The sequence below is a fragment of the Enterococcus sp. AZ119 genome, assembly GCF_050546175.1.
Lineage (GTDB): Bacteria > Bacillota > Bacilli > Lactobacillales > Enterococcaceae > Enterococcus > Enterococcus faecalis.
On record NZ_CP172951.1, the window covers coordinates 1883475 to 1899235 of the forward strand.

The following is a 15761-nucleotide window of genomic DNA, read 5'->3' on the forward strand; positions in this document are numbered from 1 at the left end:
TTTTAAGAATTATTTGGTATATAACGCTGGTTGTTCATCTATTTCAATCATTACTTTTTCCCCTGACTCACGAGATTCATGACAAGCCATCATTGTGATTGCTGCCACGTAGCCATCCCAAGCAGTTGGACCAACAAGTTTATCGTTTTTAATTGAATCAACCCATAACTTAAATTCGTAATCATACGCATCTAAAAAACGCGTTTGCCAGTCGGGCGAAATTGGTGTGTAATTTTTCTCCGCAGCTTTAATTTTGGTATAGGCTGGATCCGTCATTCCGACTTCTGCCGTTTCAAATACTACGTCACACTTAATGTCGTAGCCAAAACGACAATTAACAAAAATTTCTAAATCAATTGTTACACCTGATTTCGTCTGGAAAATCAGTAATTGAGGATCATGTAAATCTGCATGTGTATGACTGGTTTTCTTTGGTAAAATCATTTGTACTGAGGCATAATCTTCGGCTAATAGCCAACGAAGAACATCAATTTCATGGATTGCAGTATTACTGATTGCCATTGGCGTCTTATAATTTTCATCAGCGCTTGGATTTCTATGCGCACAATGGAGCATCAGCGCTTCACCATACTGTTTTGATTCAATTGCTTCTTTCAACTCAATGTAGCCACGATCGTATCGACGCATGAAGCCCACCTGTACCAATTTTTTACCATAAGCGACTTCTGCATCTACAATTCGGCGACATCCTGCGGCATCCATTGCTAATGGTTTTTCGCAGAATACGTATTTTCCATGCTTGATTGCTTCCAAGACATATTTTTCGTGTGTTGGGTCCCAGGAAGTAACAACAACAACTTCCACTTCTTCAGAAGCAATTAATTCTTCGCCTGTTTTGAAAAATTGAGCCCCAATCTCCTCAGCAATTTTGCTTGCCGCTTCAACATTAATATCTGATACTGCTGTTACAAAAGCGCCTTGTGTCTTGTGATTAATTCTGTTAATATGTTCGATTCCAATCGCCCCTGTACCAATTACGCCTACTTTTACTTTCAATTATTTGTCCTCCGATTTCTTTATTTTATGCGCATTATGTATACGCTTACAATTTAATTTAGTCAATCATTATTTTCAGAAAGTCCTGTCTTACATTTGTACTAACAAAAGATACTTTCATCGCTTTAATCATAGAATCTTCGAAGCTCCTTTGACAGAGCTTCGAAGTAAAACTAGTTTATTTCGCTAGGAGCGTATCGAGCGGTCACAACTTTTCGATGTGTATAAAATTCTACACTGTCTTTTCCATTGGCGTGTAAGTCACCATAGAAAGAGTGTTTCCAGCCAGAAAAAGCAAACCAAGCCATTGGTGCTGGTACACCTAAGTTGATGCCTAACATTCCTGCATCAACATTCTCTCTAAAGTAACGGATAGCTGAAGCATTACTCGTATAGAGACATGAACCGTTAGCAAATTCTGATTGATTGGTCAGTGTAACTGCTGCTTCTAGATTTTTCACTCGAACAATTGAGGCAACGGGTGCAAAAATTTCATCTTGCCAAATCTTCATGTCCATCGTGACACGATCAAAGATCGTAGGTCCCACGAAGTAGCCTTTTTCAGGAATATTTTCACGGCCATCTAACAATAAGTCCGCTCCTTCATCAATACCTTTTTGAATGTAATCAAATGTTCGTTGCTGCGCCTCTTTTCGAATCACGGGGCCTAAAAAGACTCCTTCTTCCAGACCATTTCCAATTTTTATCGTCTGTGCTGCAGCCTTAAATTTTTCAACGAATTGATCTGCAATAGTTTCTTCTACAACGATCACCGAAGCAGCCATACAGCGTTCACCCGCTGATCCAAAAGAGCCACCGATAATGTCTTTTACTGCACGATCAAGGTTGGCATCTTTTAAAACGATGACATGATTTTTTGCGCCAGTTAATGCCTGGACTCGTTTCAGATTTTTTGTTCCTTCTTTATAGACATATTCACCAACATTTTTTGAGCCCACAAAGCTAATTCCTTTTACTAATGGATCACGCAATAAAGTATTAACAACATCGTGTGCCCCATAGACAACATTAAAGACGCCACTTGGAAATCCTGCTTCTTCTATTAATTCAACAATTTTTTCCATCAATAATGGCGTTTTTTCGGAAGGCTTCAGCACCACCGTATTCCCTGCTGCTAACGCCATTGGGAAAATCCAAAACGGTACCATCATCGGAAAATTGAAAGGAGTAATTCCCCCAACAACACCGATGGGATAACGGTAATTGGTAATTTCAATATCTGTAGCCGCTGTGGATAGAGAATCACCCATTATTAAATTCGTAATGCTCGCTGCGTGCTCGACATTTTCAATCCCTCGCTGAACCTCACCTAATGATTCTGACAAAGATTTTCCATTTTCAAGCGTAATTAATCGTGCTAGCTCTTCTTTATTCGTCATCAATAAATGATGCAATTTGAAAAGATAGCGGCCACGAACTGGAACACTTACTTTTTTCCATGTTTGAAAAGCCTCATCCGCTACTCTGATTGCTTCTGCAGTTTCTGCTTCACTAGATAATGGAACATTTACTAATGCTTCTTCTGTTGCCGGATTGACCACTTCTTCAAATTCAGTGGCTGTACTTGTTACCCAGCGGCCACCTATATAATTCTTTAAAAATCGAGTCATTTATTTTCCTCCTAAAAAAGTCTACTTATTTTTTTATTTCTAATTGTTAGTCAATTCGTTCCGATTTAAAATCCACTCGTGTTTTTTCTCGTTATGAAACTTCCAAATTCGTTCAGGTCCTGCCATCACATTTAAATAATAAGAGGTGTAGCCATCTGGCACGCCGACAGGATGATATCCCTTAGGTACCTCCACAACATTTTGATGCTCTACAGTCATCGTTTCATCTATAGAGCCATCCTCTGTATATACTCGTTGGAAAACAAATCCTTGCTCTGGATTCAGCTCATGATAATACGTCTCTTCTAAATAAGATTCGTCAGGTAAATTTTCTTGGTCATGTTTGTGTGGTGGATAGCTAGAAAAGTTACCACCTTCAGTGTAGACTTCAACCACCAACAAACTACTGGCAGTATCGACATTGTCTGGTAAAATGTTATGCACTAGTCGTTTATTCTGATATATCCCTCGTTTTTCAACCGTATTTTCCTCAGCGGTAATCACGTGCACTGGTAACGTTTTTTTAGCTGGCGAATAACAAAGGGCCAAACGAACAGTATCAGAAGTTGCTATTAGTTCAAACGACGTTTTTGCTGGGATATAGATACTATCTGTCGGAATTTTTTCAAAAACGGAAGTTCGTTTACCTAAATTCTCGTACCATTTATCGTCCACCTTAACATTGATTTTACCAGTTAATACGACGATACAAACTTCCAGTTCATTACCAGCTTCTTGATACATTGCTCCATTATCTAATTCAAGAACTTGAAACTCAATATACTGTAAATCAGTGTTGTTTTTTCGAATATTTTGAACTTGTCGAACACCGGGAGCTAGTTCTTTTATCAACGGTTGATGTTTCAATGTTTTTTTCAATTCATTCGCTCCTAACTTTTTGGTTGTATGACGAATACCTAATATTTTCTAGCAGTTGCAAGTTTTTCTTTTTTAACTTGGTATGCTTCTTGAATCGCTGGTTTTTCTGATACTTCAGCAACACCGACATTCCACCAACTACCATCGTAACCAGCAGTCATCGTTTTAGGAAGAACATTTATTTCAATCAATGTCGATTGCGTTTGGTTTTTCGCGTCGACAATCGCCTGTTTTAGTTCTTCAATCGAATGGACTTGATACGCTTTGGCACCATATCCTTCAGCGATTTTAGCATAATTGATATTCATAATTTCGCCTTTTGTATTTCTAAATTCCGTCCCTTGACTTACGCCGCCATTCTCCATTTGCAGATTATTAATGCATCCGAACCCAGAATTATTGAACAGAACAATATTGATTTTTTTGTCATATTGTAATGCAGAGACCAGTTCGCTATGCAACATCAAAAAACTACCGTCACCGACTAATGCGTAAACCTCTTGATTAGGATTAGCAAGCCGTACCCCCATTGCACCAGCAATTTCATAGCCCATACAAGAATAGCCATACTCTAAATGATAAGTATTTTCCTTTACAGGATTCCACAATCGTTGCATATCTCCTGGTAATGACCCTGCCGAACCAATCACAATCGCATCATCTTCGACAAAATCATTCAGATGAACGAAAACCTCTGTTTGTGTCAGAGTTGTATTCAAAGAATCAGAATAATCATTTAAAATATCCTGTGTAAAGTGGTTTTTGATTTCCGGATCAAAACCTTTCCGTTTAAAATGAGTTGTTTTTAATCGTTCCCGCTCTTTCACCCATTCGTTCTTCAGTTCAGTGATTTTTTCACCATAAGCCGTCCGATATCCTTCTATCATTGGCAGAATTCCTTCTAAGGTTGCTCGAGCATCTCCCACAATTTGAAACGCTTCCATTTTGTAAGTCTGTGGTCGACTTACGTTAATATTTATCATTTTTGATTGTTCAAAATTAAAAATACTTTTTGATGCAGTGGTAAAATCCGTATAACGCGTGCCAATTCCAATAATCAAATCCGCTTGCTGAACAGCTTTATTAGCAGCCGAGGTACCTAAAATTCCCAAGCCTCCAAGATTATTTTCAAATTCCCATGAAACAGTTGATTTACCAGCATGTGTTTCAACCAAAGGTATCTGATGAACTTGAGAAATTTTCTGAAGGCTCTCACCTGCTTCTGAATACTTGCAGCCGCCCCCCACAATAATTACTGGGTGTTTACTATCCTTTATCAAGTGACTAGCTGTTTCAAGCTCACGAATTGTCGGCATCCGTCGATCGATATAATGAACTCTTTTTCTAAAAAACTCTACTGGATAATCATAGGCTTCTGACTCAACATCTTGTGGCAAACAAATGGTGGCAGGTCCTGTAGTTGCAGGATTGGTCATAACTTCAAATGCTCGTAGCAATGCTGACATCAGTTGTTCTGGCCGATTAATACGATCCCAATAGCGAGAAACCGCTTGGAAAGCATCGTTGGTAGAAAAGGTTACACTTGATTCATGTTCCAACTGCTGTAATACGGGATCTGGTTGCCGAGTAGCAAACGTATCTGCTGGCAGAAACAATACAGGTATATTATTAGCGAAGGCGGTTCCAGCAGCAGTCAATAAATTAGCAGAACCTGGACCAGCAGACGCTGAAACTGCGAATATTTTCTTACGTAAACTTTGTCTAGCAAAAGCGATAGCAGCATGAGCCATCCCTTGTTCGTTTTTTCCACTGTAACTTTTTAAATGTCCCGGAGCTTGTTCCAACGCTTGACCAATCCCTAAAACATTCCCATGACCATATACATGAAAGATTCCTTCCACATAAGGTGTTTCTTTTCCATCAATGCTGATATATTGTTGATTCAAAAATTTTAATAATGCTTGTGCTGTCGTTAAACGAATCGTCTTTTCCATTTTATCCACCTTAAATCCTGGCGATCATTTCGCCGTATATTTCCTTCTCCAGTTTAATGAACTCTTTTACTTCTTGTGTCGTTGGTAAAGAATCTGAGCAATTGTTACTTTTGACCATCATCGAAGCTTCCGCTGAGCCAAACTCCAAGCAATCGATAATTTCCCAACCTTCAAATAAACCATATAAAAATCCAGCTGCATAGCCATCACCGCCACCAAATCCCTTGCGTGCCTCCACTGGAAATGGTTTAATTGAAAACTGTTGATGATCTGCTGTATAAGCTGTTGAGCCTTTCATCCCGTGTTTAATAACGACTATTTGAGCGCCACAATTATGCCAAAAAACAGCGCTTTCATTATCTGTCATATTTGGTTGAATCAATCTTTCAGTTAAATCAAATTCTTCTCTCGAGCCCATAATAATATCTGATTCTTTCGCAACTATTGAATAATAAATAGCGATTTCATCCACATTTTTCCAATTGTATTCTCGATAGTCGATATCAAAAATAATTTTGACGTTGTTTTTTTTCGCTAACATCACAGCTTTTAACACGGCTTCTCTTGAAGGGCTCTCCGCCAAAGCAGTCCCTGAAATTAATAAGGCTTTTGAACGTTTCAAATAATCTTCATCGATATCTTCGACACTTAGTTGTAAATCCGCAGCTTGGTTCCGATACATTAAAATACTACTTTCTTTAGGCGATAGCATTTCTGTAAAAGTCAGACCCAACTTTTCGCCATGCTGCGCTTTACTTATCTGAGAAGTATCAATGCCTTGCTCATTAAAATAATCAATAACATATTCTCCGAACTGGTCATCGGATACTTTCCCAATGAAACCAGCTTTCATCCCATGTTTGGTGATACCCACGGAAATATTTGCAGGAGAACCTCCCAAAAACTTTTCAAACATATGAACATTTTTTAAAGGCTTAAATTCTTCTTTAACTTGCTCATTATAGGCAGGGTTAAAATCGATAGCCACTCTACCTAAAAGAACTAGATCAAATTCTTTTGATTGATCAAAGCTAATATAACTCATAGATCCACCTCTTCTTCGTTCTTCTATTATTTACAAACGAATTATAGCACGCTTTCAAAATGCGTGCAACATTAAATTAGCACATTATTTTGCGTGCGTTTTAAAAGAACGCAAAAAAAGAAGCATGAATTGCTTTACAGCAAGCTTCACACTTCTGTTAAAGATTATATTTTGTTTTAATAATGATATCTGTAAATAACATCTCTTCTGTCATAATTTTATTGTTCTGTAGTTGATTCGCTAATAATAGCAAAGAACGATAGCCCTGCGTAAAACCATCTTGATCAATTAGAAAATCAACTTGATTTTTTTTCAGCATCTCGATATTTTTCTCAGTTAAATCATAGATAATCACATACGGTCTGTCTTTCCCTGCCCTTTTTTTCAACACACGAGCAATTCCTGCTTGACCTCCTGAAAACACAACGACACCTTTTAAATTAGTATAGTTCTCTAATGTGTCACTTAAAATCTTTTCGACTTCATCGCTCGAATCAAAACTGCTTTGAACACCTGTTAATTTCAATTGTGGAAATGACTGTTTCAATTCTTCAACAAAACCAGCAACTCGTAAACTATTCACACTATTTCCAAAATATCCAGTAATAGCTAGGACATCTCCCTCTCCTTTTGTCAACATTCCTAATAATCCAGCAGCTGTCTTCCCGCTTTTAAAGTTATCCATTCCGACAAAGCACTGACGTTTACTACCAACAATGTCCGAATTGAATGTAATGACCTTAATGCCTTGTTCCGTAAGCTGATTGATTTTTTCCCTAATCGCCACACTATCAACTGGCATGATGGCAATTCCTTTTACACCAAGTTCTAACAAGCGTTCAAGTGCCTGTAACTGCGCCGCTTCATCGACCCCGTCTATTTCCTCTAAAAAGCAATCGATATTTCTTTTTTTTAGATCACCTATAACTGCTTGTAAACCTGATCGAATTGGAATCATAAAAGATGATTTTGCCAATTGTGTCACAACACCTAATTTGATTGGTTCTTCTTTGGCCATCTTTTTTTTCTTCGGAACATAGTTCATTTCTTTCGCTATTGTTTTAATTTTTTCAGCAACCTCAGGATTGATTCGGCCGCGATTATTCAATGCTCGATCCACAGTTCCCCTAGATACTCCTGCTTTTTCAGCAATTTCTTTTATTGTTCCAGCCATTTGTTCTCTCCTTATTTACTTGATTTGCAAAATTATTTTGATTATTTATAAGCTTTCGTATGTATATACTATCACAATATAAAAAAGCACGCAATTTTGCGTGTTTTATTTTAAAATATAGTTTACTTTAATTTATATTTTCAAAAAAAAAAGCACCTCAGCTCAGACGGAACTGACCTAAGATTGTGAGACAGGAATAAAAAAGCATTTTCCTAGACTGCTGATTTCCGATAATCTATCGGCGATTGGTAGTCTAGTTTTTGTTGAATTCGACTTTCATTATAATAAGTAATGTATTTTTTTACAATTTCTATTACAATAGATGTAGGTTCATTTGTGAGCCCATCTAAGTAGAACGTTTCAGACTTTAGTGAGGCATGAAACGATTCGATGCAGGCATTATCTGAAGGTGTCCCTTTGCGGGACATACTCATGGTAATGCCTTTTGTTTTTATTTGATTCTGGTAGTCAAAAGAAGTATAAACAGAGCCCTGATCACTATGCAATAGACAATCCGTTGTTTGGGGCAATTGATCAAGTGTATCCAGAACAAAAGCCGTATCTTGATTATCACCGATGGTATAGGCGATAATTTCACCATTGTATAAATCCATAATTGAAGACAAATACAATTGCTTTTGACCAAAAGGCAGATAAGTAATATCTGTTACCAATTTCTTTAAAGGAGCGTCTGAAGAAAATTGTCTATTTAGCTTGTTCTCGACAACCGTGTAAGGTTGTCCCACTTTACTGCGTTTCTTCATTTTCACGCGACAATTCCAATGATATTTCTGCATAATCTTTTGTACGGTGTTTTTGTTTACTTTGTATTCCTGATTAATCAACGCAGTAATCTTTCGATAGCCATATCGAAACTTATGTTGGAAGCAAAGTCGACGAACAGCTTCTTCAAGAGGTGTTAACTTTCCCAAGTCTTTTCGATGAGTCCAACGATAATAAGTAGCTCGCGAAACGCCGAAAAGTTGACACAATGCAGTAATGGTTATTTTTCCTTTCATTCTTTTAACTAATTCTACAAATATTTCTGGCTCCACGTCCTTTCCAATTCTTTGTACTTTTTTAGCACCTCAATGTGCATTTTTAAATAGTTATTTTCATTTCTAAGCTGTTGTTCATTTGATAGATTTTTTGGACCTTTTCCATAAGTATATTGTTTTCCAACGGGTTGAACCAGACGATGATTCTCGCCATTACGGTACCAACGCCACCATGTTTCAATTTGTGTTTTGTTTTTAATTCCTAATTCTGCCATAATTATTTTTACAGGAATATTCTCTTTTTTCATCTGTATAGCCATTTCTTTGATGTGAATCGGATAAGAAACTCGATTTCCCATTGAAAAAGCACCTCCTAGTTAAATTCATTTTAACGTGAATTCAACAAGGGGTGCTTTTTTATTTTGTCTTAGTTTATTGGGTCAGTTCAAGACTGAGGTACTTTTTTGATAAGTTATTTTTTCTGATCATCTTCATCCATTTTCAGAACCGCCATAAAGGCTTCTTGAGGAACTTCCACGGATCCAATTTGTTTCATCCGTTTCTTCCCTTCTTTTTGTTTCTCTAACAATTTACGTTTACGAGAAACATCTCCACCATAGCATTTAGCCAGTACGTTTTTGCGTAAGGCTTTAATATCTGAACGAGCCACAATTTTTTGACCAATCGCCGCTTGAACTGGGACTTCAAACTGTTGACGTGGAATTAGTTTTTTCAGTTTCTCAACAATCGCTTTACCACGCTCAAATGCGAAATCTCGGTGAACAATAAAGCTTAACGCATCCACTTTTTCAGCATTTAATAGAATATCCATTTTCACTAGGCGGCTGGTACGATAGCCAGCCATTTCGTAATCTAAGGATGCATAGCCTTTTGTACTTGATTTCAATTTATCGAAAAAGTCAAACACGATTTCAGATAACGGAATTTCATAAACTACGTTTACACGATAATCGTCTAAGTAATCCATTGTAATGAATTCGCCACGTTTACGTTGTGATAATTCCATTACTGCTCCTACATAATCGTTTGGCACCATGATTTGCGCTTTAACATAAGGTTCTTCCACAGATTCAATCGTTACTGGTTCTGGAAATTCAGCTGGGTTATCAACAACAACGGTTGTTCCGTCTGTTTTATTAACGTGATAGATTACGGACGGTGCTGTTGTAATTAACTCTAAATTAAATTCTCGTTCCAAACGTTCCTGAACAACATCCATGTGCAGCAAACCTAAGAAACCACAACGGAAACCAAACCCTAAAGCTTGCGATGTTTCTGGTTCAAATTGTAACGCCGCATCATTTAATTGTAATTTTTCTAATGCTTCCCGTAAATCATTGTAGCGCGACGTATCAATTGGATATAAGCCACAATAAACCATTGGATTCATTTTGCGGTAGCCTGGTAGTGCTTCTGCTGCTGGATTGTCGGCCAAAGTCACTGTATCCCCGACCCGTGTATCTTGAACCGTTTTAATGCTAGCGGTGATATAACCCACATCACCAACCATTAAATAATCACGAGCAATTGGTTTCGGTGAAAAAACGCCGACTTCTGTTACATCAAACGTTTTACCGTTACTCATCATTTGGATTTTATCCCCAGGACGAACGACACCGTCAATTACACGGATGTTTAAAACGACCCCCCGATAACTATCGTAAATAGAGTCAAAAATCAAAGCCTTTAAAGGAGCCTCAATATCGCCTGATGGAGCTGGTACATACTCCACCACTTGTTCTAAAATATCTTCAATCCCAATCCCTGCTTTTGCACTTGCTAAAACAGCTTCCGATGCATCAATTCCAATTACGTCTTCAATCTCTGTCCGAACACGCTCTGGATCAGCGGCGGGTAAATCAATTTTATTAATAACAGGTAAAATTTCTAAGTCATTATCCAATGCCAAATAGACATTTGCTAGCGTTTGCGCTTCAATTCCTTGCGCCGCATCAACAACTAGAACAGCCCCTTCACAAGCTGCCAAGCTACGAGAAACTTCGTAGGTGAAATCGACGTGCCCTGGTGTGTCAATCAAATGGAAAGTATAGGTTTCACCATCTTTGGCTGTATAGTTTAATTCAATTGCGTTTAATTTGATGGTAATGCCGCGTTCTCTCTCTAAATCCATTGAATCAAGTAATTGATCTTGCATTTCTCGACTGCTAACTGTATTTGTTTTTTCCAAAATCCGGTCGGCTAAAGTTGACTTCCCATGGTCAATGTGGGCAATGATCGAGAAATTACGAATTTTCTCTTGTCTTGCTTTCATTTCTTTATTGTTCATTTTTTGCCTCATTTCTTTTAAGAAAAGCTAGCTCCCTGCTAGCTTCATTAATCAATTGTTATATTTTAGTTGCCTTTTTTATCAAATTATCATGTTTAAAGGTCTAGGATAATCAGCACTTTTCATTATACCAATTTTTGAAGAAGATTTAAAGCACTTCCCTTTTATTCTTTTGGTTTCGAAAGGCTAACAGAGTTTCGAAAAATTTGGTATACTAAAAACAGTAAATTTATTGGAGATGGAAAAATGGATGAACAAGAATTTCGAAAGCAACTGACCTTAAAGCCTGTTGAGGAAGAACACATTGATCAATTTAATGAACTTCTTTCCTATGTTTTTCAAGTAACTGAAGCAGATATTGAAGAAAGTGGTTTTGAAAACAAACGCGCATTTATCAAATCAAAACAACCGATTTTAGAACTTTCAAAAGTATTTGGCTGGTTTCACGAAAATCAATTAATTTCACAAATTGCTATCTATCCATGCGAAGTCAATATCCATGGTGCTTTGTATAAAATGGGCGGCGTTACTGGTGTCGGTACCTATCCTGAATATGCCAACCACGGTTTAATGAAAGACTTGATTCAAACGGCATTAGAAGAAATGCGCCAAGATAAACAGTGGATTTCTTATCTTTTCCCTTACAACATTCCTTATTACCGACGTAAAGGTTGGGAAATCATGTCCGACAAGTTATCTTTTAAAATTCGGGATACGCAATTACCAAAAACCGTTCCTGTTCCGGGAATGATTGAACGGTTAGCTGTCGATCACCCAGATGTCTTTGATGTCTATGCGCGATTCGCTCGTCAAAATCATGGCGCGCTCATTCGTAGTGCCTTCAACTGGGAAGAATATTGGCGTTTCGAAAACGAGGAAGAACGGACTGCTGCTGTCTATTATGGTGCCAATCAAGAACCTTTAGGAGTACTTTTCTATTGGGTGGCCGATGAGGTATTTCATATTAAGGAAATGTTTTACTTGAATCAAGAAGCCCGAAATGGCTTGTGGAATTTTATTACTGCGCATTTTTCGATGGTTTATTGGGTCAAGGGCGATATCTATAAAAACGAACCATTAGCCTTTCTTTTAGAAGACAGCCAAATTAAAGAAAGCATTGAGCCCTATTATATGGCGCGAATTGTTGATGTCAAAGCCTTTTTAGAAAACTTTCCTTTTGAAAGTACAGCTAAGCCATTCCATTTTGTCGTTAAAGATCCTGTTGCTGAGTGGAATAATGGTATTTTTGGCTTAATTTGGGATGAAAATGATCAAGTAACCATTACGGATGAACCTCTAGGCACCGCCGTTCACTTAGATATTCAAACACTAACTTGTTTAGTCATGAATTACCGACGCCCTTCGTACTTACATCGAATTGAGCGCATTGATACAGATAAAGAAACTTTAAATTCTTTGGAACGGATTTTTCCTGACCAAGAAGCTTATTTTAGTGATTATTTCTAAACCCTTGGATTGGAGACAGACAAATGACAAAAATTTATTTGGCAGGACCTTTATTTTCGCAAGCTGACTTACGTTATAATGCCTATTTAGTCGAACAAATTCGACAATTGGATAAAACAATCGATCTTTATTTACCACAAGAAAATGCGGCGATTAACGACAAATCTGCTTATGCCGATAGCAAAATGATTGCCTTAGCAGATACAGAAAACGTCCTTGCTAGCGACTTATTGGTTGCTTTATTAGACGGTCCAACCATTGATGCGGGCGTAGCTTCCGAAATTGGTGTTGCTTATGCCAAAGGAATCCCGGTGGTTGCCCTTTACACAGACAGCCGCCAACAAGGTGCTGATAATCACCAAAAGCTTGATGCTTTGAACGAAGTCGCTGAAAATCAATTCCATTATTTAAACCTTTATACAGTTGGTTTGATTAAATTGAATGGTCGGGTTGTTTCTTCAGAAGAGGACTTGTTGGAAGAAATTAAGCAACGATTGTCATAATAAAAAAAAGAACGAGCGAATTCGCTCGTTCTTTTTTTTACACTTCTTCTATCGGTTCATTTTCAAAAACTAATTGATTGTCTAATAGACTAATCGTGACTTTCGTTTTTGGCATTACTCGTCCAGAAACAATTTCTTTTGCTAATGGTGTTTCGACTTCGCGAGTAATGAAACGTTTTAACGGACGAGCTCCATAAGCTGGCTCATACCCATTTTCAGCAATCCATGTTTTAGCTTCATCAGTGATTTCCAACACAATTTCTTGTTGCTCTAAACGATGAGCAAGTTGTGCGGTCATTTTACCAATGATTCCTTTCACATTATCCAAGCTCAATGGTGTGAATAAAATGGTATCATCAATTCTGTTTAAGAACTCTGGTTTAAAGTGTCCTTTTAGAATATTCATGACTTGATTTTCAACTTCTTCTGGAATTGTTCCTTCAGGTGTCACACCTTCCAATAAAAGCTGAGAGCCGATGTTACTTGTCATAATTAAAACCGTATTTTTAAAATCAACGACCCGACCTTTAGAATCTGTCAAACGACCATCATCTAAAACTTGTAATAAGATATTAAAGACATCTGGGTGCGCTTTTTCAATTTCGTCTAATAAGACAATTGTATAAGGGTTTCGACGAACAGCTTCTGTTAACTGGCCACCTTCTTCATAACCAATATAGCCTGGAGGGGCACCAACCAAACGAGACACGGCATGTTTTTCCATGTATTCACTCATGTCAATCCGTACCATATGATCTTCAGAATCAAACAAATCTTCAGCTAAAGCTTTAGCAAGTTCTGTTTTACCAACACCAGTTGGTCCTAGGAAAAGGAACGAACCGAGTGGGCGATTTGGATCTTGTAAGCCTGCTCTTGAACGAATCACCGCATCACTAACAGCATCGACGGCTTCATCTTGACCAATCACACGTTTGTGTAATGTTTCATTCAGTTTCATTAATTTTTCTCGTTCGCCTTCAACTAATTTTGTCACAGGAATGCCGGTTAAACGACCGACCACTTGCGCAATTTCGTTTTCAGTAACCGATTCTTGTACCATTTTGACGTTATCTTTAGCGTTCTTTTCTTCCAATTCTTTCAATTCATGTTCTAATTGCGGAATTGTTCCATGACGCAAAACAGCAGCTCGTTCTAAATCATAATTATTTTCAGCATCTTCTAATTCGTGTTTTGCTTTATCAATCTCTGCACGTTTGTTGGAAACCACATTAACTTCTTCTTTTTCTGTTTCCCATTGCATTTTCATTGAGTTGGCTTCTTCACGCAAATCTGCTAATTCTTCTTGCAAGTTGGCTAACCGTTTTTTACTTGCATCATCTGATTCTTTTTTCAAGGCCGCTTCTTCAATTTCTAGTTGCATTAACCGACGTGTTACTTGATCGAGCTCTGTTGGCATTGAATTCATTTCCACTCGAATCGTTGCGCTTGCTTCATCGACTAAGTCAATCGCTTTATCTGGTAAGAAACGATCAGTAATATAGCGATCGGATAAAGTAGCGGCAGCAACTAAAGCATTGTCATGAATATTCACGCCGTGGTGAATTTCAAATCGTTCTTTTAAGCCACGCAAAATAGAAATTGTATCTTCTACTGTTGGTTCTTTGACTAATACTTTTTGGAAACGACGTTCTAAGGCTTTATCTTTTTCCATATATTGGCGATATTCATCAAGCGTTGTGGCACCGATTAAATGCAATTCACCACGTGCTAGCATCGGTTTTAATAAATTTCCGGCGTCCATACTGCCTTCTGTTTTACCAGCTCCGACGATATTATGAATTTCATCAATGAATAAAATGATTTTGCCATCACTTTTTTTCACTTCTTTTAAAACAGCTTTTAACCGTTCTTCAAATTCGCCACGGAATTTTGCTCCCGCAATTAAGGCGCCCATATCTAAAGAAAAAATGGTTTTATCTTTTAAGTTTTCGGGAACATCTTTACGAACGATTCGTTGTGCTAATCCTTCAACAATCGCTGTTTTACCAACACCTGGTTCACCAATTAAGACTGGATTATTTTTAGTTTTTCTTGATAAAATCCGAATAACGTCACGAATTTCTTCGTCACGACCAATGATTGGATCTTGTTTTCCTGCTTTTACTTGTTGTACTAAGTCAACACCGTATTTTTCTAGTGCTTTATATTGTTCTTCCTGGTTTTGAGAAGTCACACGATCTCCTCCTCTCATCTCTTCAATATTTTTTCTTAACTCTTTTTCCGTAATGCCTTGTTGCATTAAATATTTTGTTAAACGATAATTTTTCAATTTCATTAAAGCTAAAAGTACAATTTCGGTTGATAAAAATTCATCTTGGAATTCTTCTCGAAGTGAATCAGCTTCTTGCAATAAATGGAACAAATTTTGACTTAAATTTTGACCATATTGCACATTACCGCCTGCCACACTTGGATATTCATCTAACGCGTTATCTACTTCTCGTTCAAATGCGTCAACATCTAAACCAGCATCTGTGTAAAAATTACGTCCAAAATGGTTTGGTTGAAGAAAAATTTTCCATAAATGTGCGATATCAATTTCTTGATGTTGACGTGTCACCGCAACTTTTTGAGCTTCAGCAATCGCCTCTTGTAGCGTGGTTGTCATTTTTTCAATATTCATAAACGATCCCTCCCGTTTATTATTTTGTCTTTTTTATTTTAACATTCTTTACAATTATTATTATCCGACTTTTGATGGATTTCTTCAAAAGTTAAGGTATTCGTAAACCTTATAAATTTATTATACCCCATTGGTCAGTA

11 protein-coding genes are annotated in these 15761 nt (G+C 37.5%); 2 read left to right on the plus strand and 9 right to left on the minus strand.

Annotation, left to right across the window (positions count from 1 at the left end):
- Window positions 1–9: 9 nt before the first annotated feature.
- The 8 genes from IGL37_RS09240 to lepA form a co-directional block, all read right to left on the minus strand.
- Window positions 10–1017, minus strand: a complete 1008-nt coding sequence (locus IGL37_RS09240; protein ID WP_002364407.1) for a Gfo/Idh/MocA family protein — start codon at window positions 1015–1017, stop codon at window positions 10–12.
- A 173-nt stretch (window positions 1018–1190) separates the two neighbouring features.
- Window positions 1191–2648 carry a CoA-acylating methylmalonate-semialdehyde dehydrogenase gene (locus tag IGL37_RS09245; RefSeq protein WP_002362150.1) on the minus strand — a complete coding sequence of 486 codons (1458 nt, stop codon included), beginning with the start codon at window positions 2646–2648 and terminating at the stop codon, window positions 1191–1193.
- A gap of 39 nt (window positions 2649–2687) precedes the next feature.
- On the minus strand, window positions 2688–3527 hold the full coding sequence (gene iolB, locus IGL37_RS09250; RefSeq protein WP_002379629.1) for a 5-deoxy-glucuronate isomerase: 840 nt from the start codon (window positions 3525–3527) through the stop codon (window positions 2688–2690).
- Between the two features lie 38 nt (window positions 3528–3565).
- Window positions 3566–5482: a 3D-(3,5/4)-trihydroxycyclohexane-1,2-dione acylhydrolase (decyclizing) gene (iolD, locus tag IGL37_RS09255; protein ID WP_033917877.1), complete on the minus strand. Its 1917-nt coding sequence runs from the start codon at window positions 5480–5482 to the stop codon at window positions 3566–3568.
- Window positions 5483–5492: 10 nt separating this feature from the next.
- The gene (iolC, locus tag IGL37_RS09260; protein WP_033917876.1) at window positions 5493–6527 is read right to left on the minus strand and encodes a 5-dehydro-2-deoxygluconokinase; all 1035 of its coding nucleotides are present in this window, start codon (window positions 6525–6527) and stop codon (window positions 5493–5495) included.
- Window positions 6528–6684: 157 nt separating this feature from the next.
- A complete protein-coding gene (locus IGL37_RS09265; protein WP_002385780.1) occupies window positions 6685–7701 on the minus strand; it encodes a LacI family DNA-binding transcriptional regulator in 1017 nt (338 codons plus the stop codon).
- Window positions 7702–7913: 212 nt separating this feature from the next.
- Window positions 7914–9058, minus strand: a protein-coding gene (locus IGL37_RS09270) for an IS3 family transposase (RefSeq protein ID WP_115253414.1) whose coding sequence is annotated in 2 segments (ribosomal slippage) — window positions 7914–8785 and window positions 8785–9058 — 1146 coding nt in all. Because the reading frame shifts where the segments join, the coding sequence is not laid out codon by codon here.
- A 113-nt stretch (window positions 9059–9171) separates the two neighbouring features.
- Entirely contained in the window at window positions 9172–11007 is a 1836-nt protein-coding gene (gene lepA, locus IGL37_RS09275) for a translation elongation factor 4 (RefSeq protein ID WP_002362155.1), read from the minus strand.
- A 246-nt stretch (window positions 11008–11253) separates the two neighbouring features.
- Here lepA and IGL37_RS09280 point away from each other — a divergent pair, with 246 nt between their 5' ends.
- Window positions 11254–12474: a GNAT family N-acetyltransferase gene (locus tag IGL37_RS09280; RefSeq protein WP_002356813.1), complete on the plus strand. Its 1221-nt coding sequence runs from the start codon at window positions 11254–11256 to the stop codon at window positions 12472–12474.
- Window positions 12475–12497: 23 nt separating this feature from the next.
- On the plus strand, window positions 12498–12977 hold the full coding sequence (locus tag IGL37_RS09285) for a nucleoside 2-deoxyribosyltransferase (protein WP_033917875.1): 480 nt from the start codon (window positions 12498–12500) through the stop codon (window positions 12975–12977).
- 37 nt (window positions 12978–13014) lie between these two features.
- Here the strand turns inward: IGL37_RS09285 and clpB are convergent, their stop codons facing one another.
- Window positions 13015–15621: an ATP-dependent chaperone ClpB gene (gene clpB / locus IGL37_RS09290; protein ID WP_033917874.1), complete on the minus strand. Its 2607-nt coding sequence runs from the start codon at window positions 15619–15621 to the stop codon at window positions 13015–13017.
- Between the last annotated feature and the right edge of the window lie 140 nt (window positions 15622–15761).

Bases quoted from the DNA above. Each gene is read 5' to 3' on its own strand.
- IGL37_RS09245 (WP_002362150.1), bottom strand. From the start codon at position 2,648: ATGACTCGATTTTTAAAGAATTATATAGGTGGCCGCTGGGTAACAAGT.
- iolD (WP_033917877.1), bottom strand. From the start codon at position 5,482: ATGGAAAAGACGATTCGTTTAACGACAGCACAAGCATTATTAAAATTT.
- iolC (WP_033917876.1), bottom strand. From the start codon at position 6,527: ATGAGTTATATTAGCTTTGATCAATCAAAAGAATTTGATCTAGTTCTT.
- IGL37_RS09265 (WP_002385780.1), bottom strand. From the start codon at position 7,701: ATGGCTGGAACAATAAAAGAAATTGCTGAAAAAGCAGGAGTATCTAGG.
- lepA (WP_002362155.1), bottom strand. From the start codon at position 11,007: ATGAACAATAAAGAAATGAAAGCAAGACAAGAGAAAATTCGTAATTTC.
- IGL37_RS09280 (WP_002356813.1), top strand. From the start codon at position 11,254: ATGGATGAACAAGAATTTCGAAAGCAACTGACCTTAAAGCCTGTTGAG.
- IGL37_RS09285 (WP_033917875.1), top strand. From the start codon at position 12,498: ATGACAAAAATTTATTTGGCAGGACCTTTATTTTCGCAAGCTGACTTA.
- clpB (WP_033917874.1), bottom strand. From the start codon at position 15,621: ATGAATATTGAAAAAATGACAACCACGCTACAAGAGGCGATTGCTGAA.